This is a genomic window from Pseudomonas sp. NPDC012596, assembly GCF_042902325.1.
Classification (GTDB): Bacteria; Pseudomonadota; Gammaproteobacteria; order Pseudomonadales; family Pseudomonadaceae; genus Aquipseudomonas.
On record NZ_JBIBEB010000033.1, the window covers coordinates 1 to 22,151 of the forward strand.

Sequence of the window (22,151 nt, forward strand, 5' to 3'; positions counted from 1 at the left end):
GGACCACGCGAGCCCGTCGGTCGCGAAGAAAGCCGCCTGGGGCCTGAAGTACACCCGCGCCATCTCCGACCCGGAATTCAACACCGGCACCGTCGAGACCGACAAAGAGCTGCTGCGCAACCTGATCGCCTATTACTGCGTGCTGGAAGGCATCTTCTTCTACTGCGGCTTCACCCAGATCCTCTCCATGGGCCGCCGCAACAAGATGACTGGCGTGGCCGAGCAGTTCCAGTACATCCTGCGTGACGAGTCGATGCACCTGAACTTCGGCATCGACGTGATCAACCAGATCAAGATCGAGAACCCGCACCTGTGGGACGCGGCGATGAAGGAAGAAGCGACCCAGATGATCCTGCAAGGGACCCAGCTGGAGATCGAATACGCCCGTGACACCATGCCACGCGGCGTACTGGGCATGAACGCCGCGATGATGGAGGACTACCTCAAGTTCATCGCCAACCGTCGCCTGACCCAGATCGGCCTGAAGGAAGAGTACCCAGGGACGACCAACCCGTTCCCGTGGATGAGCGAGATCATGGACTTGAAGAAAGAGAAGAACTTCTTTGAGACGCGTGTGATCGAGTATCAGACGGGTGGGGCGTTGAGCTGGGATTGATGATGGCTCATGGCCATGATATAACTAACGTTCGGATGCGTTAGAGCAGAACCCCGCGATTGCGGGGTTTTTTATGGACGACAACAATGCACACACCAATTCTCCTAGACTACCAAGCCGACCATGGACTTTCCAAGATACGAACATTATATATTAATGGTTATTTATACATATCTTTAGAAGACGTCGTCCTAACGCTTGCCAAGAATAACTCATCATTGACTAATGCTCAGAAATCCGGTCTCGGCGCACTCGTAAAGGCCCAACTGGAAGTTCTTGATAAAGACGAGTATCAACACTTTCCGTCTGAAATAGATCAAAATTCAAGATCCGAAGCCTTCATTACAGAGCCGGGACTGTATAGAATTATTTCTCGAGACAACACACCAGCTAGCAAAAAATTTCAACGCTGGATATTTCATGACGTTCTGCCATCAGTTAGAAAACATGGAACCTATCCACCTCCAGTATCTCAAAGCAACTCAGACATAAAGTCTTTAGCACAGGCATTAGCTCAGCACACCAACTTGCTCGTTCAAGAAATTGAAGAGCGCGAGAAGCTGGCGGCAGAAACAAAAATTCGATTTGAGCAGACTGAGAGAAAGCTTCTAGAGATAGATCAAAAGATAGACTCTATAGTCCTCGAACCTGTCGACAGTAACCTTGTCGATATAGACACCTACTGCGACCTCCATCAATTAGAACTAGATCGCCCTCACTTGGCCGCAATGTGCGCAAAGCTCTGCCTAGAACAAAACATTCCTTTCAAAAAGAAGGGCCATGCTACGACACCCAAAGATCACCTTTATCCTGACACCCTTATAGCAGAAGCAAAAAAACTTATAGGGATTTAATATGAACCAGCTTGTTCAGCAGTCAGAACTCCCCTTTGAGCTTCCATCCGCCTCTTTTGCTGAGGTAAACGGCATACAGATGGGGGTTTTAAACGACACTACTCCCTACCTTACCGAGCGCGGGCTGGCGAGGCTCTGTGGTGTAAACCCTAAAACAATTAGCGACCTCGCCAATAACTGGAGCGAAGAGAGGCTTAAACCCCGCGGCAGGCGAATCAAGCAAATACTAATAGATCACAGCTTCACATCTGAACGACTAGTAATTAAAACAGAACAAAACGGACAAAAGATAAGCGCCTACCCTGATGCTGTCTGCATGGCAGTACTGGAATATTATGCATTTGACTCCGACAGTACAGACACTCAAACAGCGCAAAGAAACTATCGGCTTCTAGCTAGAAAAACTCTCAGAGACTTTATTTATGAGAGCATTGGCTTCTCGCCGGAATCATTAAAATTAAACTCTTGGAAGCACTATCACGACAGAATTCTGTTGAACAAGCTTCCCGCTGGATATTTTAGCGTATTTCGAGAAATTGCCGATATCGTAGTCTCGGCGATTGAGTCAGGGCTAATAATAGACTCTCATACAGTACCAGATATAAGCGTCGGCCAAATGTGGGCAAACCATTGGAAGAAGAATAATCTTAGCGATAAACATGGGGAGCGGTTAAAGCACCCACATGAGTATCCAAGTTATTTTCCACAGGCCGCTGCGAACACGGAGGCCAATATCTATCCGCTCAGCGCTTTAGGGGATTTCAGGATATGGTTAGAGGGCACGTATTTACCTAAAAATTTCCCCTCGTACCTTCAGAAAAAAATAACTCAAGGCCTAATTCCGCAAGCTACAGCCGGCGCACTCCTACTATCGCTAAAAAAAGAATAATTATCTCTGCCCGCTGGAGGCAAGCCTCGACGGGCAGCCCTTATACGCTTGAACTAGCCGCCTGAAGATTCAGCCATACAAAACCAAGGGAGCGGTATCAGCACGCCCCCTTCTTGAAAATATTTGTTCTCTAAGCGCCCCAGCCTGACCCAATATAAAGCTCACGCAGGAGCAGCTCAATCTCAGCCTTGGTCCACTTACTGAGTGCCAATAAACCACAGGCAATTTCCTGTGGCTCGACTTAGGCACCACTACATCTGGCTGACGATTGGGGTACTGCTTCAACAACTTGAAGTTCAGAGAATTCCTACAAGAAAGATTTTGCTTCTGACTCCCGTATCAGGTTAGGTTACAAACGGCGCCTAAGAAACGCCTTCACACAGCGGTCCACCCGCTCCCGATAGATGCGGATTTTCCATGCCTGTGGTCTACTACTGCACGCATGAAACACTCTGTTACGTCGGGAGTGGGCTAATACAAGACCCGAAAGGGAAATACGTCCGGCCTGCTGTGTGAGGTTTCTTAGCTCCCGACACCCAGCCCTAAGAAAGCTGACAACAGACTGAGGTATTGGATATGCCTATCAAAGAAAGTATTCGTTGGCCGTTCGCACCTGCATCTCGCATGCTCAACGATCTAACGACCACGGAGGCCAGCCATGACTGACCTTCACACCCCCACCCTCTTCACCCGCCATAACCGCCCCCTCCACACCCTCTGGCTCGAATCCCAAGCCTGGTTCTGCGCTCACGAACTCGGCCGACTGAGCGCTCGCTTCTTCGATGAACATTGCGTTCGCAAACTCGACCCGGACCAGTACCGCAACGTGCAGCTGCTGCGCTATGGGCAGTGTCAAGAGACCATGATGGTCAGCGAATCCGGGGCCTACACCTTATTGGCGCATCATCACATTCCGGAGAACCGTCATCTGCGCTGGTGGCTGACGCATGAGGTGGTGGGGGTTCTGCGCGATGGGCAGGCGGCAGCGTTCGAGGATGTGCCGCGACTTGGACAGATGTGTTGGCCAGGCGGGCGTACGGTGACGCTGTTGTATTGGCAAAGTGAGCCTTGGGTTCGGATGCGGGATATGCCGGTAATGATGGCGGGGGAAGCGACCGGACAGCTGCCGATGGCGAAGCGCAAGATGAGCTGGCGCGAGTGCGCGCAGCGGGCATTGCGCATGCATGGCGTCTAAAGAGTTGCTGTGAGCGCCACGTAGCGGATGCCGATAAACGCTCTTCATAAAAGCCTCTATAAGCATGCTTAAGCTACTTAAGCATGCTTATAGAGGCGTTGAATGCTGAAGTCCTAGGAGCTCGCTGCCTACCTCGAATGCGCTGCAGAACCCAGTGGAAGACGTAGCACCCATGATTCGTCGGCCCATACATTCGGTTAGGTATCTTTTCAGCACATATAAGCAGTGCTATAGCCAAACTTATCTACGATAAGAACGCTTATAGAAGGTCTTAAAATGCTGGCTTTCCCCTTGATGTGTGCCGACCGACTGACAAAAATCGGGCTTTTGATCAAAACCAGACGGCTAGAACGCCGATTCCGTCAGAAGGATCTTGCAGCTCAATCCGGCCTATCCATCACCACGCTGAGCAAAATCGAAGCAGGTACGCCTACCGTGGAAATGCGCAGCTATATGACCGCACTTTGGCATCTCGGCCTGCTTGAGGATGTCTTCAAAGAAATCCCAGAGACCTTCCCCGCGCCCTACACCACAGAGCATCGCGTGCGGCTCAAGCATATCTCAGAGGATGATTTCTAATGCCTTCACTGTACATCTACATCCGGCAACCCGGATCGCTTGAGGTCACCGCGCTCCGGCGCCTTACCGTGGAAAAAGGGTGTGGATGAGTTCGTCTACAGCCCCTGAATGACCTGCAAGCACAGTATTCGATTATCAACCGGGGGGACAACTGGATAAGGAAGAGGCCTCGCCCACGCCGACAGGGGCAGAAGTGTGCCCGACATGGAACAAGCCAGTCACGTGGTCGAGGGCGAGGCCGTAGATGAGTATAGGGCCGGTTGGCGGAGACGCCAAACCCTCTCGCAGCGCTTCAATTCAGGCTTAACTTAATCAGGAGCCGCCAAGCGGCTCCTGATACCTAGCGTCAGGCAGTGACGGCGTTGTCCGCCTGCGCTTGCGGTGCGTCTAGCAGGTTGTGCAGGATATTGAGGAACAGGTCAAAGCTCATGATCCCGTTACCCACGGTCGACAGTAGTGTTTGGCCGCTCTCGTCCTTGATAACGACCAACTCGGTCCACTGATTGAGATCGACATTGGCCAGGCTGCTCAACGAGACCTTACGGCCATCGATGTCGAGCGCGTCGCGGGTGACCGTCAGGGGCTTGGTGGTAACGTTGAAGAAGTCGCCACTGATCCGCTTGCTCCATACCTGTTTGGTGTCGAGATAGTTGAACTGCACCCTGCCACCACTTTGAAGCGTGGCGTATACCGCTGGCAGCCGTTCGTTCAGATACTGGTCGCGCACTTGTTCGATAAAGGCGAACAGGCCCTTGAGGTGCGGATTGACCCGGCGGAAAGGCTCGCTTGCGTTGCGCCGATAAGCCAGGTTGTTGGTGAGGCCTGCGAAGGCTGTCTGGCCAGAGGCGAACAGGTACAAGTCATTCATCTCGCTGAATGGCACGTAGTCACGTTCGCTGCCGATGATCTGGCAGATGCCTTTTTCGTAGACCTCGTAACGCGCTTTGCGCAGCTTTGTCTGCCACAGGGCCAGAGCAAACATGCTCAGCCCGAGCACGGCCAACAAGGCTACGGTGAAGTAGAAGATTTGCTTAGGCCCGTTGAATTGCAGGTCGCTGGCGACGCTCAGGTACCCGACGAAAGCGGCCAAGCCGAGGAAGATGCTGCCCAGGATGAGCATGCTGATGATCAGCGCCTTGCCGTAGCCATAGGTGCCCAGCAGGTTACCGGTGGACGTGGGTGGGGTGGATTGCATGGTGGAGCCTCCTTGCGTGTGGAATGACGTCATGTCGATAGTGGCAGTAAGACATGTATTGTTATCAATGGTTCATGGGGACGTGGGGTCCGCTCGCAGACGCTTACAGACACGCTTATCAATCTCGCCGGGCTTTAATCCAACATAACGTGTCTTAACCCCCTGACTCGGTCCTAAGAGGCAAAATTCTGGGATTACCTGCCAATCAACTCCCTGCACACCGACTTTAGTCGTAGTATCTCTTTCAAGAACGGGTGATGCCCAGGCTAGAGCTTCTGTTGATGAAATATGCATCTAAAAAAGGTGCTAAACCAGGAATTTCCGCCTTTATAGACGTTGACATTACCGCCTGCGCTTGCTAAAAAATCGCCTAAGTTGTACGACAACACATAACAAAAACAACAATCAGCGGATGATCTGCCATGTCGACATCAATCGCGCTACACCCACGCCTTTCGCTTCCCCCCACGCAATCACCCACGGCCACCTAGTGCCGTAACCCTGCTTCACCCTCCCAGGCCCAGACGGGCCCGTTACCCACCCGCCCCTGCTGCAGGCCACTTGCGCGTGCCCGGTGGACGGGCTGCCACACCCTTTTTGTGGAGCACAACAATAATGAAAATCTGCCAAACCCTCCCCTTTGCCCTGCTGGGTGCCGGCGTGATTGCGGCACTTCCAGGCACCAGCCTGGCCGCAGGCTTCGTCGAGGACAGCAAGGCCAGCCTGGGCCTGCGCAATTTCTATATCAACCGTAACTTCACCAACCCCAGCAACCCGCAGAGCAAGGCCGAAGAGTGGACGCAAAGCTTCATTCTCGATGCGCGTTCGGGCTTTACCGAAGGGCCGATCGGGTTCGGCGTGGATGTGCTGGGGTTGTGGTCGGTGAAGCTCGATGGCGGTGGCGGCACTTACGGTACCGCGCTGTTGCCGCGGCATGACGATGGGCGGCCGGCGGATGATTACGGGCGCCTGGCGGTGGCAGGCAAAGCGCGGATCTCGAAGACCGAGCTGAAGATCGGCGAGTGGATGCCGGTGCTGCCGATCCTGCGCTCCGACGATGGCCGCTCGCTGCCGCAGACCTTCCGCGGTGGGCAGGTGACCTCCAGCGAAGTTGCCGGGCTGACGCTGTATGGCGGGCAGTTCCGTGGCAACAGCCCGCGCAACGATGCGAGCATGGACGACATGAGTTACGGCGGTGGGGTGTCGGACCGGTTCAACTTTGTCGGCGGCGAGTACAAGTTCAACCAGGACCGCACGCTGGTCGGGCTGTGGAACGCGGTGCTCAAGGACGTGTATGAACAGCAGTACCTGCAACTGACCCACAGCCAGCCGGTGGGCAGCTGGACCTTTGGCGCCAACCTGGGCTACTTCCATGGGGGCGAGGACGGTTCGGAGAAGGCCGGGAAGCTGGACAACAAGACGTATTCGGGGATGTTTTCGGCCAAATATGGCGGTAACACCTTCTGGGTGGGCCTGCAGAAGGTCGATGGCGATACCTGGATGCGGGTCAACGGCACCAGCGGCGGAACGCTGGCCAACGATAGCTACAACTCAAGCTTCGACAACGCCAACGAGCGCTCGTGGCAGGTACGACATGACTTCAACTTCGTCACCTTGGGCGTGCCGGGGCTGACCTTGATGAACCGCTACATCAGCGGGCAGGACGTACACACCGGGGCGGTGACCGATGGCAAGGAGTGGGTACGCGAGTCGGAGCTGGCGTATGTGATCCAGAGCGGGCCGTTCAAGGACCTGAGCGTGAAGTGGCGCAATTCGAGCATTCGGCGGGATTACAGCAATAACGAATTCGACGAGAACCGGTTGATCTTCAACTACCCGTTGTCATTGTTGTAATGGCGTGAGCCTTGGGGCCGCGTCGCGGCCCATCGCAGGCAAGCCAGCTCCCACAGGTTATTGCGCAAGCTCATGGATTGAGCAGGACAGCGTGGGCGCCGCTTTGCTGGGGATGAGGCCATCAGCGCCGCAGAATTAACATTGACAACTCCGGAAGCCGCTACCGATAATCAGTAAAGTCATACGACAACTTACAACAACTAACAAATAGAGCCGGCCATGACCACTACCCCCCTCAATCGCCTGCTGCTCACCGGAGCCGCAGGCGGCCTGGGCAAGGTCCTTCGCGAACGCCTGCAAGGTTACGCCGAGGTACTGCGCCTTTCCGATATCAGCCCGATGGCGCCCGCCGCGGGCCCGCATGAAGAGGTCGTGGCCTGCGACCTTGCCGACAAGGCAGCGGTACATGCACTGGTGGAAGGCGTCGACGCCATCATCCACTTCGGCGGCGTCTCCACCGAACACGCCTTCGAAGACATCCTCGGCCCCAACATCTGTGGCGTATTCCACGTCTACGAGGCGGCGCGCAAGCATGGGGTCAAGCGCATCATCTTCGCCAGCTCCAACCACACCATCGGCTTCTACCGCCAGGACGAGCGCATCGACGCCCACTCCCCGCGCCGCCCCGACAGCTACTACGGGCTGTCCAAATGCTACGGCGAGGACATCGCCAGCTTCTACTTCGACCGCTATGGCATCGAGACCGTCAGTATCCGCATCGGCTCGTCCTTCCCGCAGCCGCAGAACCCACGGATGCTCTGCACCTGGCTGAGCTATGACGACCTGGTGCAACTGATCGAACGCGGGCTGTTCACGCCAAATGTCGGCCACACCATCGTCTACGGCGCCTCCGACAACCGCACTGTGTGGTGGGACAACCGCCACGCCGAGCACCTGGGTTATGTGCCAAAGGACACCTCCGAAGTGTTCCGCGAAGCGGTAGAGGCCCAGCCGGCGCCAGCCGCCGATGACCCGAGCATGGTCTATCAGGGCGGCGCCTTCGCCGTGGCCGGACCGTTCAACTGACACCTGCGCGCCAGGAGGCACCGCCATGAACTGCGAACTGATCGTCGACGCCCGCAACGGCACCGGCGAAAGCCCCGTGTGGCACCCCACCGAACAGGCCCTGTACTGGGTCGACATCCCCGCCCGCCAGCTGCATCGCTGGCAGGATGGCGCCCACCAGACCTGGCTGGGCGACGAGATGCTCGCCTGCATAGCCCGTACCGAAAACGGCTGGGTCGCCGGTATGGAAAGCGGCGTCTTCCAGCTCGACGCCAAGGCCGATGGCCGCCTCGACAGCCGTTTGCTTACCTCCGTGGACCATGCCCAGAGCGGCATGCGCTTCAACGATGGGCGCTGCGATCGCCAGGGCCGCCTGTGGGCCGGGACAATGTTGATGGACATGCCCCAAGGCGCCCACGTGGGTGCGCTGTACCGCCACGACGGCGAAGGGCAGTTGCACCTGCAACAGGATGGCATGATCGTGCCCAACGGCCTGGCCTTCAGCCCCGACGGCACTCGCATGTACCTGTCCGACTCGCACCCCAATGTGCAGAAGATCTGGGTGTTCGACTACGACATCGACACCGGCACACCGTACAACAAGCGGCTGTTCGTCGACATGCGCGCCTTCCCCGGCCGCCCTGACGGCGCCGCCATCGACCAGGATGGCTGCTACTGGATCTGCGGTAACGACGCCGGCCAGATCCACCGCTTCACCCCCGACGGCCGGCTCGACCGCTCACTCAACGTACCGGTGAAAAAGCCCGCCATGTGCGCCTTCGGCGGCGCCAACCTGGACACCTTGTTCGTTACCTCGATTCGCCCTGCGGGGGTCGACCTTTCCGACCAGCCGCTGGCGGGTGGGGTATTCGCCTTCGAGCTTGGCGTCAAAGGCCTGGAGGAGCCTGCCTACCGAGGGTGAACGCGACACTGCCGCACCTGCACCGACACGACCGAAACCAGATAATAAAAAACACGGAGTTTCATCATGACCCTCAAACGCAAGCTGCTTCTTGCCACACTCCCGTTCACTTTCAGCCTCGCCCTGCCAGCCCACGCGCTGGACATCAAGTTCGCCGAGATTCACCCGGCCGGCTACCCGACCGTGGTCGCCGAGCAGAACATGGGGAAAAAGCTTGAAGCCGCCAGCAATGGCGAAATCACCTTCAAGATGTTCGCCGGTGGCGTACTCGGCTCGGAGAAGGAAGTTATCGAGCAGGCGCAGATCGGCGCGGTGCAGATGACCCGCGTGAGCCTGGGGATCGTCGGCCCGGTGGTGCCGGACGTGAACGTGTTCAACATGCCGTTCGTGTTCCGCGACCATGAGCACATGCGCAAGATCATCGATGGCGACATCGGCCAGGAGATCCTCGACAAGATCACCAACTCCGAATTCAACCTGGTGGCCCTAGCCTGGATGGATGGCGGCTCGCGCAGCATCTACACCAAAAAACCGGTGCGCAGCCTTGAAGACCTCAAGGGCATGAAGATCCGCGTGCAGGGCAACCCGCTGTTCATCGATATGATGAACGCCATGGGCGGCAACGGCATCGCCATGGACACCGGCGAGATCTTCAGCGCACTGCAGACCGGCGTGATCGACGGCGCGGAAAACAACCCGCCGACCCTGCTCGAGCACAACCACTTCCAGAGCGCCAAGTACTACACCCTCACCGGCCACCTGATCCTGCCGGAGCCGGTGGTGATGTCCAAGACCACCTGGAACAAGCTCACCCCTGAGCAGCAGGTGCTGGTGAAGAAAGTCGCCCGCGAAGCGCAGATGGAGGAGCGCGCGCTGTGGGACGCCAAGTCCGCCGCCAGTGAAGAGAAGCTCAAGGCCGCTGGCGTTGAGTTCATCGCTGTCGACAAGAAGCCGTTCTACGACGCCACTGCCTCGGTGCGCGAGAAGTACGGCGCGCAGTATGCCGACCTGATGAAGCGTATCGACGCGGTCCAGTAACACCGGCCCCCCTTCCAAGATGACCTCGGCAGCGCGACGCCCGTCGCCCTGCCGCTTTGGTGATGCCTATGAAAACGCTTTTTCTGCGCGTCAACGACACGCTGTACCGCGGCTGTATCTGGGTTGCCGGCCTGTCGATCCTGACCATGTCGCTGATCATACCCTGGGGCATCTTTGCCCGCTACGTACTGGGTACCGGCTCCAGCTGGCCGGAACCGGTGTCGATCCTGCTGATGGTGCTGTTCACCTTCGTCGGCGCCGCCGCCAGCTACCGCGCCGGGGCACACATGGCGGTAGGGATGATCACCGACCGCCTGCCACCGCTGCAGCGCCAGCTGGTCGCCCTGCTGGTGCAGGTGCTGATGATCCTGGTGTGCGTGTTCATGACCTGGTACGGCACCAAGCTGTGCCTGACCACCTGGAACCAGTCGCTGGCTTCTTTGCCGGGCGTGCGGGTGGGCATGACCTACGCGCCAATCCCGCTCGGTGGCGTGCTGACACTGATTTTCGTGCTGGAAAAACTCCTGCTGGGCGATCAGAGCAACCGCAAGGTGGTGCGCTTCGACCTGGTGGAAGAAAACGAAGGAGCTGCGTAAATGGATGCGTTCATTCTGTTGGGCAGCTTCATCGTGCTCATCCTCATCGGCATGCCGGTGGCCTATGCGCTAGGCCTGTCGGCGCTGATCGGCGCCTGGTGGATCGACATTCCGCTGCAAGCGATGATGATCCAGGTGGCCAGTGGGGTTAACAAGTTTTCGCTGCTGGCGATCCCGTTCTTCGTGCTGGCCGGTGCGATCATGGCCGAGGGCGGTATGTCGCGGCGGCTGGTGGCCTTTGCCGGGGTGCTGGTGGGCTTCGTGCGCGGCGGGCTGTCGCTGGTCAACATCATGGCCTCGACCTTCTTTGGGGCGATCTCCGGCTCGTCGGTGGCCGATACCGCGTCGGTGGGTTCGGTGCTGATCCCGGAAATGGAGCGCAAGGGCTACCCGCGCGAGTTCTCCACTGCGGTGACCGTCAGCGGCTCGGTGCAGGCGCTGCTGACCCCGCCCAGCCACAACTCGGTGCTGTACTCGCTGGCAGCGGGCGGCACGGTGTCGATCGCTTCGCTGTTCATGGCCGGGGTCATGCCGGGGCTGCTGTTGAGCGCGGTGATGATGGGGCTGTGCCTGATTTTCGCGAAGAAGCGTGATTACCCCAAGGGCGAGGTGATCCCACTGCGCCAAGCGCTGAAGATTGCCGGTGAAGCGCTGTGGGGCCTGATGGCCATGGTGATCATCCTCGGCGGTATCCTCTCGGGCGTGTTTACCGCTACCGAGTCGGCCGCAGTGGCGGTGGTGTGGTCGTTCTTCGTGACCATGTTCATCTACCGCGACTACAAGTGGCGCGACCTGCCCAAGCTGATGCACCGCACGGTGCGCACCATCTCGATCGTGATGATTTTGATCGGCTTTGCCGCCAGCTTCGGCTACGTGATGACTCTGATGCAGATCCCGTCGAAGATCACCACGGCGTTTCTGACGCTTTCGGACAACCGTTACGTGATCCTCATGTGCATCAACTTCATGCTCCTGCTGCTGGGCACGGTGATGGACATGGCGCCGCTGATCCTGATTCTCACACCGATCCTGCTGCCGGTGATCAACGGCATCGGCGTGGACCCGGTGCATTTCGGCATGATCATGCTGGTCAACCTCGGCATCGGGCTGATCACCCCACCGGTGGGTGCGGTGCTGTTCGTCGGGTCGGCAATCGGCAAGGTGAGCATCGAGGCCACGGTGAAGGCGCTGCTGCCGTTCTACCTGGCGCTGTTCCTGGTGCTCATGGCCGTTACCTACATCCCGGCGATCTCGCTGTGGCTGCCGAGCGTGGTGTTGTAACAGACCTAATCTGGGGCCGCTATGCGGCCCATCGCCGGCAAGCCGGCTCCCGCAGGTACAACGCCGATCTGATGGATTATGCGAAACCTGTAGGAGCTGGCTTGCCTGCGATGGGCTGCGCAGCAGCCCCCTGCAAATGGACCCTGCACATGGCTGTCGCTGCTTCTGCCTCCCTTTTCCCGCGCAAGCTGGCGGTCGCGCTGCTGGCGCTGCTGGCCTGCTCGTTCGCCGGCAACCACATCGCCGCGCGCATTGCCTTCGATGACGATACAGGCGTGCTGCTGGCGATCCTCTGTCGCTCCGGTATTACCTTTCTGGTGCTGGCCAGCCTGGTACTGTGGCAGCGCCAGCCGCTGAGCCTGCCAACCGGTGCGCGGCGCTGGCAGCTGCTGCTCGGCCTGCTGATCGCTACCCAGAGCCTGTGCCTGTACTCGGCGGTGGCGCGCATCCCGGTAGCCCTGGCGCTGCTGGTGGGCAACACCTTCCCGATGCTGCTGGCCCTGCTCACCTGGGCGCTCGGCGGCGCCCGCCCCACCGGCCGCACCGTGCTGTTCATGGGCCTGATCCTGTGTGGCCTGGTACTGGCGCTGGACGTACCGGCGCACTTGGGCAGCAATGGCGAGGCCAACCCGCACTGGCTGTTGGGCGTTAGCCTGGCGTTCTGCGCCGCCTGCGTCTTCGCCTGCGCGCTGTGGATCACCGACCACAAACTGGCAGCCGTGCGCGGCCCGGTGCGCAGCCTGCTGACCTTGCTGATCGTGTTCGCCAGCATGCTGGTGGCCGGGGCCAGCGGGGTCATGCCGTCTGGCCTGGCATTGCCCGCCAGTGGCAGTGGCTGGGCGGCATTGGCCAGCCTGGTGGTGTTGTATGGCGTGGCCTTTACCTTGCTGTTCGTCTGCGTACCGCGGCTGAACATGGCGCAAAACGCCCCGGTGATGAATGTCGAACCCATCGCCACATTGCTGCTGGGCTGGGCGTTGCTCGACCAGCAGCTCAGCGGCGTGCAACTGCTTGGCGGTGCCGTGGTGGTGTGCGGCATCGTCCTGCTGACCTACCGCCGGGCGAGCTGAGCCCATTCTGAAAGGAGCCCTCGATGGCTGTCACCCAATTGCACCTGCAAGACCGCCTGACCCGGCTCACGCTCGCACCCGAACTGGGCGCCAGCTTGATCAACTGGGAGGTCATGGCCACCGGGCAAGCCCTGCTGCGCCATAGCGACCAGGCTGCCCTGGCCAGCGGTACCCCGCGGCAGCTGGGGTGCTACCCGTTGGCGCCCTGGTCCAACCGCATTGCCGAGGGGGGCTTCGCGCGGCCCGAAGGTTGGCTGCTGTTGGCGCCCAATACCGCGCACGACCCCTACCCGATCCATGGTACTGCCTGGCAGCAGGCCTGGCAGGTGGACCACCACAGTGCGCGGCGTGCCCGGCTGATGCTCCACAGCAAGGTGCCGTTTACCTATCGCGCCGTCTTGGATGTGCACTTGCACGACGGGTGCCTGAGGCTTGACCTGCACGTGACGCATCTGGATGAAGCCGCCACCTGGTACGGGCTGGGGTTGCACCCTTACTTTCCGCGCTATCCCGACACGCGTCTGCGGGCAACGGCGCGACATGTGTGGCTGGCCGAAGAAGGGCAGCTGCCTTCGTATCAGGCAGAGGTTCCTCAGGACTGGGCCTTCGACGCACCGGGCCCACTGCCGACGACAGTAGTCGACCATGCGTTCGGCGGGTGGCCCGGGCATTGCGTGATCGAGCAGCCCACTGCGGGTTATCAGCTGGAGTGCAGTGCCAGTGGTACCGAGCATTTCCTGTTGTTCTGCCCGCAGGGCAAGCCGTTCTTCTGTTTTGAGCCGGTCAGCCATCCGATCAATGCGCATCACCTGCCTGGGCGACCGGGGTTGCGGTTGCTGCAACAGGGTGAGGAGATGAGCCTGGGGTTCACGATGGTGTACCGGGCGCTTTGAACGGGTTGGGTGAATTGGGGCCGCTGTGCGGCCCATCGCAGGCAAGCCAGCTCCTACACGGAGCGGCGCTGTATCTGTACCCGCGAGGGGCAGCAAAGCAACTCTTATCTCAAGCTCAAACCAGGACTTCGCGACTGGCCGCAGCCGGGCGCACAGGCGATTCGCCCCGCACCTCCCGCGCCACCTTCCAGACCAACACTGCCGCGACGATATCGAACGCTGCCAGCACCACGAACAGCGGGCTATAGCCGATCTGCGTCACCAGAATGCCAAACACCAAGGTAAATACCGCCGCCCCCAGGTACCCGCACATACCGCCCATACCGGTGGCCGTCGCCACCTGGTCCTTGCTGAACGAGTCCGAGGTGATCGAGTACAGCGCCCCCGACAGCGTCTGGTGCGCGAAGCCGCCAATGCACAGCAGCAGGATCGCGGTGTACGGGCTTTCCACCAGGCCGATGCATGCTGGGCCGATCATGCAGCTGGCACCGAACACCAACACCATCTTGCGCGAGGTGAACAACGACACCTTGAAGTAGCGGTGGAACAGCGGGCTGAGGTAACCGCCGAGCACGCAACCGATGTCGGCTGCGAGGAACGGCAGCCAGGCAAACATCGCCACCTCCTTGATGTTCATGTGCCGCTCGGTCATCAGGTACAGCGGGATCCAGGCATTGAAGGTCTGCCAGGCCGGCTCCGAAAGGATGCGCGCCGAAGCGATGGCGTAGAAGTTGCGGGTCTTGAAAATGCGTTTCCAGGCGCCCTTCTCACGTTTCTCTTCCTTGAAATGCGCTTCCTGGCCAGAAAGGATGTAGTCACGTTCTTGCGCGCTCAGGCGTTTCTGGTCGCGTGGGTGCTTGTAGAACAGCATCCACAGCACGGTCCAGACGATGCCGGATACCCCGACGATGACAAAGGCCAGTTGCCAGCCGCTGTGCAGGATCGCCCAGACCACCAATGGCGGCGCCAGCAAGGCCCCCAACGATGAGCCGATGTTGAACCAGCCGATGGCCACCGAGCGCTCCTTGGCCGGGAACCACTCGGTGGTGGCCTTGACGCCGGCGGGCAAGCCGGCCGCTTCGGTCATCCCCAACAGGCCGCGCATAAACGCCATGCTCTGCCAGCCCGTCGCCAATGCCGCGCCGGCGCAGGCCACTGACCAGGCCATGGCGAAGACGGCGAAGCCCAGCTTGGTGCCGATGAAGTCGATGAACCAGCCGGCGATAGGCTGCATGAGGGCGTAGCACACCTGCCAGGCAGCGACGATCTTGGCGTATTGCTCGGTGCTGATGGACAGGTCGGTCATCAAGGTGGGGGCAGCCACCGACAAGGTGTTGCGGGCGAGGTAGTTGACGACGAGCCCAGCCGTGACAAGGCTGACCATCCACCAACGGATGCCTTTCATCTTCATGGTTCACCTGAATATTATTTTTAGAGGTGCGGGTGATTGCCTCAAGCGCCGGCAGGGCTAATTGAGACAAATTATTTCAGGCGAAGATTGCCACGTCATAGGTCGTCGTACAACACAAATTATTCAACCACGACTTCACCGGTGATTCGGGGGGAAATCACCATATATTGGCCAGCAGATGTAGTACGACTTAATCCAGCGACTGAGCGCGCAGGCCCTGCGCCAGCAGGTCGACAAACGCGCGCACCTTGGCCGAGCCGTATTTGCTCTCCCGGTGCAGCACATGGATCGGCCACGGCGCTTCCTCGTACTCGGCAAGGATCACCTGCAACTGGCCGTTGGCGATTTCGTCGACCACCTGGTAAGACAGCAGCCGGGCGATCCCCAACCCACCCACCGCCGCCGCGATCGCACCGTCGTTGCTGGTCACGGTGAGCCTCGGTTTCATCCGCACCATGGTCGGTTCGTCGGTCACACCGAACCGCCAGCCAGCACGTGGGGAAAGGTTGGTAGTGGCGATCACCGCATGCTCCGGCAAGTCCGAGGGGTGCTGCGGCACGCCATGCCGCGCCAGGTATGCAGGTGAGGCGCAGAGCATGCGCCGCACCTTGCCCACGCGCAGGGCCTTGAGGCCGGAATCAGGCAACGGGCCGATGCGCACGGCCACGTCCATGCCCTCCTCGACCAGGTTGACGATGCGGTCGAGAAAATACGCCGACACGTCCACGTCGGGGTATTGCTGCAGGTAGCGCACGATGAAGGGCATGACGAACTTCTTGCCGAACAGGATCGGCGCGGTCACCGCCAGTTCGCCTTTGGGCGTGGCATTGATGCCGGCGGCGGCCTCGTTGGCCTCGGCGATGCTGGCGAGGATATGGCGGGTGTCTTCCAGGTAGCGCCCACCCGCTTCGGTCACACGCACGCTGCGGGTGGTACGCAGCAGCAGCTTGACGCCTAGCTGGTCTTCGAGGGCGCTGACGGCGCGGGTGACCGCCGCGGGCGAGATGTCCAGGCGGCGGGCTGCAGCGGCGAAGCTTTCCAACTCGCCAACGGCGACGAACACCTTCATCAGGTGAATCTGGTCCATGCCGGCTCCTGGGCATCGGGGGTGGGGGGATTATCGGTTATCTGCAGGTTTTGTGCTGGGCTTTGCCGGCGTCATCGCACGTAGTAGCGTGCTTGCCCGCGATGAGGCCGGCGAAGGCGACATCAAAGCTCCAGCACCAGCGCTTGCACACCCTCCTCTGCCTGGGCAGGCACCGCGCAGCAGATCAGTGCCGTACCGCTTTCCGGCAGTTCGGCAGGCGGGTTCGGGTAATGCACCTGACCACTCACCACCTTCGTCTTGCAGGTGCCACACGAACCTCCACGGCAGCTGAAATCCGGCGACAGCCCACGGGCCTCGGCAAGCTCCAGCAAGGTGCCGCTGCCCGGCGCCCAACGCGCTTCTTTAGCAGAACTGGCAAAGTACACCGGCACCGGTTCGCTGGCTGCAGGCGGCTGCTTGAGCGTGGGCTGGTTATCGTCGGTATGCCGCCTTAGCGTCGACGGGCCGAAGGCTTCGGCATGAATGCGCGCATCCGGAACGTGCACTGCGCGCAGCCCCTCGTAGAAGTCTTGCGTGAAGCTGGCTGGGCCACACAGGTAGAAGTCGTAGTCATCCAGCGCCAGGGTGGCCTTGACCTGCCCGATGCCGAGCCGGCCGGCATGGTCGTAGTCGCGCCCCTGAACAGCGTCGGGCTCTGGCTGGCTCAGCGAACGATGCACGCTCAACAGGCCGCCGGCCTGCTGGCGCAGGTCGCTCAACTCCTGCTGGAACGGCAGCTCGGCGAGGCTGCGAGCACCGTGAAACAGGTGGATACGCCGGCCCTGACGCTTGGCCAACTGCTCACGCAGCATGGCAATCAGCGGGGTTATGCCCACGCCCGCGCTAATCAATACGATGGGCCTGTCACTGTCATCATGCAGGGTGAAGCTGCCCATGGGCAGGCGCACCTCGAGCATGTCCCCTACCCCGACGTGCTCGTGCAAGTAACGTGAAGCAGGGCCCTGGGCCTTGACGCTGATGCGCAGGTGGCCGTCCGACGGCGCGCAAGAAAGGCTGTAGGTACGAATCGACGGCATGTCGCCCCCCAGCGGCAGACGCACAGGAATATGCTGCCCCGGGGCGAACGTCACCGGGGCATCTGCAGCCAGGTAGAACGAGCGGATATCACGGCTTTCCTGCTCCACCCGCTCTACCCGCCAGCTCAGCCACTGGCGCTGCCGCTCGGCTTGTTGCAGGCGTTGCTCGGCCTCACGCCAGGTGCCGGTCATCAGGCTAGTGGGTGCGTACTCCTGAAATGCCCAGCGCAGTGACACGCCCGCGCGGCGCAGCACCACGTGCTCTACGTCAAGCGTCCACAACCGCTCGGCACCTTCGAAGGCCTTGATCAGCGGGCTGTCGAGCACCACCTCGGCACGCCCGGTCACCTGCAGTACATCGCCGTTGCTGAAATCGACGAACAACAGGCCCGCCTGCGGGTTCTCGAGGAGGTTGCCAAGGGTGTTGAAGTGCAGGTTGCCGGCATAGTCAGGGATCGTCAGGCGATTACCTTCGACGTTCACGAACCCAGGCCTGCCACCACGGTGCGAGACGTCCACCGAGCGATGGCCATCGGCGTGGTCGATGTAGCTGGCGACGAAGAACGTGTCGGCCTGCTCGATCATTTCCACCGCATGGTCAGCCAGCGCTACCGAATCCAGCCGCCCTTGCGCCGGCTCATCGACACGGGTGTAGGCGCGCTGCTGAATATACTGCGGGCAGTTGCCGAAGGCATGCTCCACTGCCACCGCCAGCTGGCTGCCGGACGCCTGCCGGATAAGCCCATTGATACGGTTGCGGCGGCGGCTGTGCAGCTCGATCCCAAGCAGGCCGATCGCCCCGCCTGCCACCAAACCTGGGGTTGCCGGGTCGTCGCTGACGAGGGCAGCGTCGATCAGCAGTTGCCGCGGGTCAGGCGAGCTGATGAAACCTTCCGAGCCTTCGAGGAGCGTCGCCCACGGTTTGCCGTGCGCATCCACGGCACCCGCAACCAGAAACGGCAGCTGCCGGTAGAAATCGCGGTGCTGGTCGGGCATGTAGTCACGAATGACCTTCTGCCCGAACACCTCCATGCGCTCCGCCACACCGGCCTGTTCCTGCAGCCGTTTCTCGCCAGCGTGCCAAGGGGAAGTACGAGGGTCTGGTAGTTCTTGCATGGCGGCGTTCCTCGGTGGGGTGGCGGCTCAGGCGCTGGCTTGCAGGCCCACGGCGGTACGTGGCATGGCGACGAAGCCGGGCAGCGCTTCGACACGTGCCAGCCAGGCACGTACATTGGGGTACGGGTCCAGCGAGACATTGCCCTCGGGGGCATGGGCGATATAGGAGTAGTTGGCAACGTCGGCGATGGTTGGCTCGCTGCCCACCAGGAACGGCGTCTTGGCCAGCTCGGCATCCATCACCTTGAGCAAGCCGTGGGCACGGCCGATGACTTCGTCGGTGTTGAACGAGGCGCCAAACACCGTGACCAGGCGAGCGGCAGCAGGGCCGAAAGCAACGGGCCCGGCAGCAACCGACAGCCACCGTTGCACGCGGGCGGCGGCAAGCGGGTCATGGGGCAGCCACTTTCCACTTTTGTCGTAAGTACTCGCGAGGTAGACGAGGATGGCGTTGGAGTCGGCGATGACAGCACCGTTGTCATCGATCACAGGCACTTGGCCGAACGGGTTGATGGCGAGAAATTCCGGCTGCTTGTGCGCCCCTTTGGCCAGGTCGACGAAGACCAGTTCGGTGGGCAGTTTGAGCAGTGACAGCATCAGCTCGATGCGGTGGGCATGGCCGGACTTGGGGAAGTTGTAGAGTTTGATCATGGTCTGCGCTCCAGGGGTGGCACCGGGGTGGTGCTGCTGGAACACATGCTGCGCTGATTCGGCGGTCAGCAGAATCAGCGCGCAGGGGAGATCATAATTTCGCTAGGCGGAATAATGACTCGAGGCAGATCAATGGCGTTGCTGCTTCTGGTACCGGTACAAACCCTTGGCCGCCTCGACCACCTGCGGCACACACGCCTGCAGCTCAGCGAAACTCATGGTGTCGAGCAATTCGAAGTTGTCCTCCAGGCCATGCAGGGAAATGGCCTTGAGCAGTTGGTCCTGCTGCGCAGGCAGCTCACCCCATGCTGCGACCTGGGTACCGCGCATATAGCCGAAGCACCACTCTTCCATGATGATTGCCGGCCCTTCTTCGGCTTCGCTCTGTTCGAACAGCGGCTCGAACCCATCAAGGTCATCCGCCAGCTGTTCCGCCACTTGGTGGGCATAGCGCAGCATTAGCGCGGTGTAGGCCTCTTCATGGGCAGGCTTCTTGAATTTCGGCACCTTGCCACCGGCAACCGACGGTAGCCATTGCTCGGGGTTGATTCTGACCGGGGAGCTGGCCAAGGCGGTGAAGAAGCCGTTGAGCTCGGCCAGGTTGAGCACCGAGTAGTCGTTACCGTAGGTGATCAGCAGGTCTTCGAGGCGGTCGAGTTCTTTGTCGCTGAGCGCGGGGAGCATGTGCAGGTGTCCTGGGGTGAAGATTTGCCTGCACCCTAGCACATGGGGAATGGATCGAGGGATATGTTGCCTAGCCGAAAGCATTCGCGGGACAAGCCCGCTCCCACAAGTACTACACAGTTCCTAAGAACTATGCTGACGTGTGGGAGCGGGCTTGTCCCGCGAACAGGGGGGGCTTTAAGCCTTACACCGCCAGCGCGCGCTCACGCAGCTCGCTGTTGAGGATGCGGTCGTTTTCGCTGTAGTCCACCGGGCAGTCGATCACGTGCACGCCCGGGGTCTTGATGCAGTGCTCGAGCAGCGGCAGCAAGCCTTCGGCGCTTTCCACACGGTGGCCATTGGCACCGTAGGCTTCGGCGTATTTGACGAAGTCCGGGTTGCCGTAGTCCAGGCCGAAATCGGTGAAGCCCATGTTGGCCTGCTTCCAGCGGATCATGCCGTAGCCGTCGTCACGCAGGATCACCACGGTTACGTGCATGCCCAGGCGTACAGCCGTTTCCAGCTCCTGGCTGTTCATCATGAAGCCGCCGTCGCCGCACACCGAAATCACTGGGCGGTCCGGGTACACCAGGTGCGCCGCCATGGCCGATGGCAGGCCGGCGCCCATGGTCGCCAGGGCGTTGTCGAGCAGCACGGTGTTGGGCTTGTGCGCCTTGTAGTTGCGGGCGAACCAGATCTTGTAGATGCCGTTGTCCAGGGCGACGATGCCTTCGGACGGCAGCACGCGACGGATGTCGGCGACCAGGCGCTGCGGGTACACCGGGAAGCGGTCGTCATCGGCGCCTTCGGCGATCTGCGCTTCGTTGGCTTCACGGATGGCCATGAGGCGGGTGAAGTCCCAGTGCGAGGTGTCGCCCAGGCCTTCGGCGATCTGCCAGACGGCGTTGGCGATGTCGCCGATCACTTCGACCTGCGGGAAGTACACGGCATCGACTTCGGCGGAGCGGAAGCTGATGTGGATGACTTCGGTGCCGCCACGGACCATGAAGAATGGCGGCTTCTCGATCACGTCGTGACCGATGTTGATGATCAGGTCGGCCGCTTCGATCGCACGGTGCACGAAGTCACCCGACGACAGCGCGGCGTTGCCCAGGAAGCGCGGACTGCGCTCGTCGACCACACCCTTGCCCAGCTGGGTGGTGACGAACGGGATGCCGGTCTTGTCGATCAGCTGCTTGAGAACCTTGGCGGTCATCTTGCGGTTGGCGCCGGCGCCGATCACCAGGATCGGGCTGCGCGCGGTGCGCAGCTTCTCGATGGCGGCTTCGATGGCCACGTGCTCGGCCAGCGGGCGGCGGTGCAGGCTGCGCGGGATGGGCATGGCATCGGTCTGCTCGGCAGCGATGTCTTCCGGCAGCTCCAGGTGCACGGCACCCGGCTTTTCTTCTTCGGCCAGGCGGAACGCTTCACGCATGCGGGCCGGAATGTTGTCGGCCGAGGCGAACTGGTGGGTGTACTTGGTGATGGGGTCCATCATGCCGCACACGTCGATGATCTGGAAGCGGCCCTGCTTGGACTTCTTGATCGGCTTCTGGCCGGTAATCATCATCATCGGCATGCCGCCGAGATAGGCGTAGGCGCTGGCGGTCACCAGGTTGGTCGCGCCAGGGCCCAGGGTCGACAGGCTGACGCCGGTCTTGCCGGTCAGGCGGCCATAGGTGGCGGCCATGAAGCCCGCGGACTGCTCGTGGCGGGTCAGGACCAGCTTGATCTTCGACTTGCGCAGGGATTCCAGCAGGTCGAGGTTTTCCTCACCCGGAATGCCGAACACATACTCGACACCTTCGTTTTCCAGGCATTGCACAACGACATCGGCGGCCTTGGCCATCTTGCTTGTAACCTCAATTGTATAGGACGGTGAAGGTCCATAAATGCGCAGCACGGCACGCTGGCATCGCTCTGTCCGGGCGCGAGGATGCCCCGAACCTAAGCCTTGACGCAGCTTGGGCAGGGCAAAGTCACGTAAACGAACAGGATTAATTGTCGCACCCTTGAGCGCTTTTGCGCAGGTACGAGAAGGACAAAATATATTTGATTGGCGAAAGGTGTGCGAATATCGGAAAGACAAAACCCCTACCTGCTAGCGCAGATAGGGGTTTTGCGAAATGAATCTTGACGATGACCTACTCTCACATGGGGAAACCCCACACTACCATCGGCGATGCATCGTTTCACTAC

Annotated in this window: 20 protein-coding genes; 13 read left to right on the forward strand and 7 right to left on the reverse strand. The window is 60.3% G+C overall.

Annotated features, from left to right (window positions below; all coding sequences use genetic code 11):
• The 5 genes from ACFY68_RS25705 to ACFY68_RS25725 form a co-directional block, all read left to right on the forward strand.
• A partial coding sequence (locus ACFY68_RS25705) for a ribonucleotide-diphosphate reductase subunit beta (RefSeq protein ID WP_387533370.1) occupies window positions 1-616 on the forward strand: 616 nt, incomplete at its 5' end.
• Window positions 617-702: 86 nt separating this feature from the next.
• Window positions 703-1,470 (forward strand): Bro-N domain-containing protein, encoded by a 768-nt coding sequence (locus ACFY68_RS25710; RefSeq protein WP_387533373.1) that lies wholly within the window; start codon window positions 703-705, stop codon window positions 1,468-1,470.
• Between the two features lies 1 nt (window position 1,471).
• The gene (locus ACFY68_RS25715; protein WP_387533376.1) at window positions 1,472-2,359 is read left to right on the forward strand and encodes a hypothetical protein; all 888 of its coding nucleotides are present in this window, start codon (window positions 1,472-1,474) and stop codon (window positions 2,357-2,359) included.
• 658 nt (window positions 2,360-3,017) lie between these two features.
• Complete coding sequence (locus ACFY68_RS25720; protein ID WP_387533378.1) at window positions 3,018-3,554, forward strand: Bro-N domain-containing protein; 537 nt, start codon at window positions 3,018-3,020, stop codon at window positions 3,552-3,554.
• 276 nt (window positions 3,555-3,830) lie between these two features.
• Window positions 3,831-4,133: a helix-turn-helix domain-containing protein gene (locus ACFY68_RS25725; protein ID WP_387533381.1), complete on the forward strand. Its 303-nt coding sequence runs from the start codon at window positions 3,831-3,833 to the stop codon at window positions 4,131-4,133.
• Between the two features lie 346 nt (window positions 4,134-4,479).
• On the opposite strand, the gene ACFY68_RS25730 is transcribed toward ACFY68_RS25725, so the two are convergent.
• Window positions 4,480-5,328, reverse strand: a complete 849-nt coding sequence (locus ACFY68_RS25730) for a hypothetical protein (RefSeq protein ID WP_387533384.1) — start codon at window positions 5,326-5,328, stop codon at window positions 4,480-4,482.
• A 615-nt stretch (window positions 5,329-5,943) separates the two neighbouring features.
• Here ACFY68_RS25730 and ACFY68_RS25735 point away from each other — a divergent pair.
• The 8 genes from ACFY68_RS25735 (at window position 5,944) to ACFY68_RS25770 (ending at window position 13,987) form a co-directional block, all read left to right on the forward strand.
• Complete coding sequence (locus tag ACFY68_RS25735) at window positions 5,944-7,182, forward strand: OprD family porin (RefSeq protein WP_387533387.1); 1,239 nt, start codon at window positions 5,944-5,946, stop codon at window positions 7,180-7,182.
• A gap of 219 nt (window positions 7,183-7,401) precedes the next feature.
• Window positions 7,402-8,208 (forward strand): NAD-dependent epimerase/dehydratase family protein, encoded by an 807-nt coding sequence (locus tag ACFY68_RS25740; protein WP_387533390.1) that lies wholly within the window; start codon window positions 7,402-7,404, stop codon window positions 8,206-8,208.
• 25 nt (window positions 8,209-8,233) lie between these two features.
• Entirely contained in the window at window positions 8,234-9,109 is an 876-nt protein-coding gene (locus tag ACFY68_RS25745; RefSeq protein ID WP_387533393.1) for an SMP-30/gluconolactonase/LRE family protein, read from the forward strand.
• A 66-nt stretch (window positions 9,110-9,175) separates the two neighbouring features.
• Complete coding sequence (locus tag ACFY68_RS25750; RefSeq protein WP_387533396.1) at window positions 9,176-10,147, forward strand: TRAP transporter substrate-binding protein; 972 nt, start codon at window positions 9,176-9,178, stop codon at window positions 10,145-10,147.
• A gap of 68 nt (window positions 10,148-10,215) precedes the next feature.
• Window positions 10,216-10,743 carry a TRAP transporter small permease gene (locus ACFY68_RS25755; protein WP_387533398.1) on the forward strand — a complete coding sequence of 176 codons (528 nt, stop codon included), beginning with the start codon at window positions 10,216-10,218 and terminating at the stop codon, window positions 10,741-10,743.
• Window positions 10,744-12,024, forward strand: a complete 1,281-nt coding sequence (locus ACFY68_RS25760; RefSeq protein WP_346616156.1) for a TRAP transporter large permease — start codon at window positions 10,744-10,746, stop codon at window positions 12,022-12,024.
• A 149-nt stretch (window positions 12,025-12,173) separates the two neighbouring features.
• Window positions 12,174-13,094, forward strand: coding sequence for a DMT family transporter (locus tag ACFY68_RS25765; RefSeq protein WP_387533401.1), 921 nt, complete (start codon window positions 12,174-12,176; stop codon window positions 13,092-13,094).
• A gap of 23 nt (window positions 13,095-13,117) precedes the next feature.
• Entirely contained in the window at window positions 13,118-13,987 is an 870-nt protein-coding gene (locus ACFY68_RS25770) for an aldose 1-epimerase (protein ID WP_387533404.1), read from the forward strand.
• A gap of 115 nt (window positions 13,988-14,102) precedes the next feature.
• On the opposite strand, the gene ACFY68_RS25775 is transcribed toward ACFY68_RS25770, so the two are convergent.
• The 6 genes from ACFY68_RS25775 to ACFY68_RS25800 form a co-directional block, all read right to left on the reverse strand.
• Entirely contained in the window at window positions 14,103-15,398 is a 1,296-nt protein-coding gene (locus ACFY68_RS25775; protein ID WP_387533407.1) for an MFS transporter, read from the reverse strand.
• A gap of 190 nt (window positions 15,399-15,588) precedes the next feature.
• Window positions 15,589-16,485: a LysR family transcriptional regulator gene (locus tag ACFY68_RS25780; RefSeq protein ID WP_387533410.1), complete on the reverse strand. Its 897-nt coding sequence runs from the start codon at window positions 16,483-16,485 to the stop codon at window positions 15,589-15,591.
• 122 nt (window positions 16,486-16,607) lie between these two features.
• Window positions 16,608-18,638 (reverse strand): pyridoxamine 5'-phosphate oxidase family protein, encoded by a 2,031-nt coding sequence (locus tag ACFY68_RS25785; RefSeq protein WP_387533413.1) that lies wholly within the window; start codon window positions 18,636-18,638, stop codon window positions 16,608-16,610.
• Between the two features lie 27 nt (window positions 18,639-18,665).
• On the reverse strand, window positions 18,666-19,289 hold the full coding sequence (locus ACFY68_RS25790; RefSeq protein ID WP_387533416.1) for a glutathione S-transferase family protein: 624 nt from the start codon (window positions 19,287-19,289) through the stop codon (window positions 18,666-18,668).
• A gap of 129 nt (window positions 19,290-19,418) precedes the next feature.
• Window positions 19,419-19,973, reverse strand: coding sequence for a UPF0149 family protein (locus tag ACFY68_RS25795; protein WP_387533418.1), 555 nt, complete (start codon window positions 19,971-19,973; stop codon window positions 19,419-19,421).
• 184 nt (window positions 19,974-20,157) lie between these two features.
• Window positions 20,158-21,801, reverse strand: a complete 1,644-nt coding sequence (locus tag ACFY68_RS25800; protein WP_387533421.1) for an acetolactate synthase large subunit — start codon at window positions 21,799-21,801, stop codon at window positions 20,158-20,160.
• Window positions 21,802-22,151: the final 350 nt, after the last annotated feature.

Excerpts from the sequence above, each read along its gene's own strand:
- ACFY68_RS25760 (WP_346616156.1), top strand. The coding sequence starts at position 10,744 with ATGGATGCGTTCATTCTGTTGGGCAGCTTCATCGTGCTCATCCTCATC.
- ACFY68_RS25770 (WP_387533404.1), top strand. The coding sequence starts at position 13,118 with ATGGCTGTCACCCAATTGCACCTGCAAGACCGCCTGACCCGGCTCACG.
- ACFY68_RS25795 (WP_387533418.1), bottom strand. The coding sequence starts at position 19,973 with ATGCTCCCCGCGCTCAGCGACAAAGAACTCGACCGCCTCGAAGACCTG.
- ACFY68_RS25730 (WP_387533384.1), bottom strand. The coding sequence starts at position 5,328 with ATGCAATCCACCCCACCCACGTCCACCGGTAACCTGCTGGGCACCTAT.
- ACFY68_RS25750 (WP_387533396.1), top strand. The coding sequence starts at position 9,176 with ATGACCCTCAAACGCAAGCTGCTTCTTGCCACACTCCCGTTCACTTTC.
- ACFY68_RS25725 (WP_387533381.1), top strand. The coding sequence starts at position 3,831 with ATGCTGGCTTTCCCCTTGATGTGTGCCGACCGACTGACAAAAATCGGG.
- ACFY68_RS25735 (WP_387533387.1), top strand. The coding sequence starts at position 5,944 with ATGAAAATCTGCCAAACCCTCCCCTTTGCCCTGCTGGGTGCCGGCGTG.
- ACFY68_RS25800 (WP_387533421.1), bottom strand. The coding sequence starts at position 21,801 with ATGGCCAAGGCCGCCGATGTCGTTGTGCAATGCCTGGAAAACGAAGGT.
- ACFY68_RS25765 (WP_387533401.1), top strand. The coding sequence starts at position 12,174 with ATGGCTGTCGCTGCTTCTGCCTCCCTTTTCCCGCGCAAGCTGGCGGTC.
- ACFY68_RS25785 (WP_387533413.1), bottom strand. The coding sequence starts at position 18,638 with ATGCAAGAACTACCAGACCCTCGTACTTCCCCTTGGCACGCTGGCGAG.
- ACFY68_RS25790 (WP_387533416.1), bottom strand. The coding sequence starts at position 19,289 with ATGATCAAACTCTACAACTTCCCCAAGTCCGGCCATGCCCACCGCATC.
- ACFY68_RS25780 (WP_387533410.1), bottom strand. The coding sequence starts at position 16,485 with ATGGACCAGATTCACCTGATGAAGGTGTTCGTCGCCGTTGGCGAGTTG.
- ACFY68_RS25775 (WP_387533407.1), bottom strand. The coding sequence starts at position 15,398 with ATGAAGATGAAAGGCATCCGTTGGTGGATGGTCAGCCTTGTCACGGCT.
- ACFY68_RS25710 (WP_387533373.1), top strand. The coding sequence starts at position 703 with ATGCACACACCAATTCTCCTAGACTACCAAGCCGACCATGGACTTTCC.
- ACFY68_RS25755 (WP_387533398.1), top strand. The coding sequence starts at position 10,216 with ATGAAAACGCTTTTTCTGCGCGTCAACGACACGCTGTACCGCGGCTGT.
- ACFY68_RS25740 (WP_387533390.1), top strand. The coding sequence starts at position 7,402 with ATGACCACTACCCCCCTCAATCGCCTGCTGCTCACCGGAGCCGCAGGC.
- ACFY68_RS25745 (WP_387533393.1), top strand. The coding sequence starts at position 8,234 with ATGAACTGCGAACTGATCGTCGACGCCCGCAACGGCACCGGCGAAAGC.
- ACFY68_RS25715 (WP_387533376.1), top strand. The coding sequence starts at position 1,472 with ATGAACCAGCTTGTTCAGCAGTCAGAACTCCCCTTTGAGCTTCCATCC.
- ACFY68_RS25720 (WP_387533378.1), top strand. The coding sequence starts at position 3,018 with ATGACTGACCTTCACACCCCCACCCTCTTCACCCGCCATAACCGCCCC.